The following is a 554-nucleotide window of genomic DNA, read 5'->3' on the forward strand; positions in this document are numbered from 1 at the left end:
GCAGGGCTCGCTCGCGGCGCGATGCCGAGGCGGTCGCGCGCGGTACGCGGCCCGCCGCTCGCCCCGGCCGCCACCAGGGTGGGTGCCCTATCACCTCGTGTGGGGTCTCATATGCTGGGTGGCCGGACCCAGGTACTAGTCAAGATGTTTATATGGGCGTCACACTTACTTTGCCCCGCGTGCGGCAATGGCGCCGAGCGCTCACCGATGGACCGGGCCCAAGCGAGTCACACTCCTGCCGGCACCGGTCACAGCCGCGCCAGAAAGGCATTCTGTGGCGACGCGATCCGACATGCAGAGCGTACTCGGCACCCTCCTGACCGAGATCGAGCAGCGCAACCCGGCCCAGCCCGAGTTCCACCAGGCCGTGCACGAGGTCCTGGAGACCCTGGCGCCGGTGCTCGCGGCCCACCCCAGGTACGCCGAAGCAGGACTCATCGAGCGGCTGTGTGAGCCGGAACGCCAGGTCATGTTCCGCGTGCCGTGGCAGGACGACCGCGGACGGGTCCAGGTCAACCGGGGGTTCCTCGTCGAGTTCAACAGCGCCCTTGGCC

The 554-nt window shown here is 69.0% G+C and carries 1 pseudogene; it reads left to right on the forward strand.

Going from position 1 to position 554, the window contains the following annotated elements:
- Positions 1–292: 292 nt before the first annotated feature.
- Positions 293–554, forward strand: a pseudogene (locus KUM32_RS42790) (glutamate dehydrogenase); the annotation flags it as partial.

The organism is Streptomyces sp. AC627_RSS907, from assembly GCF_019049165.1.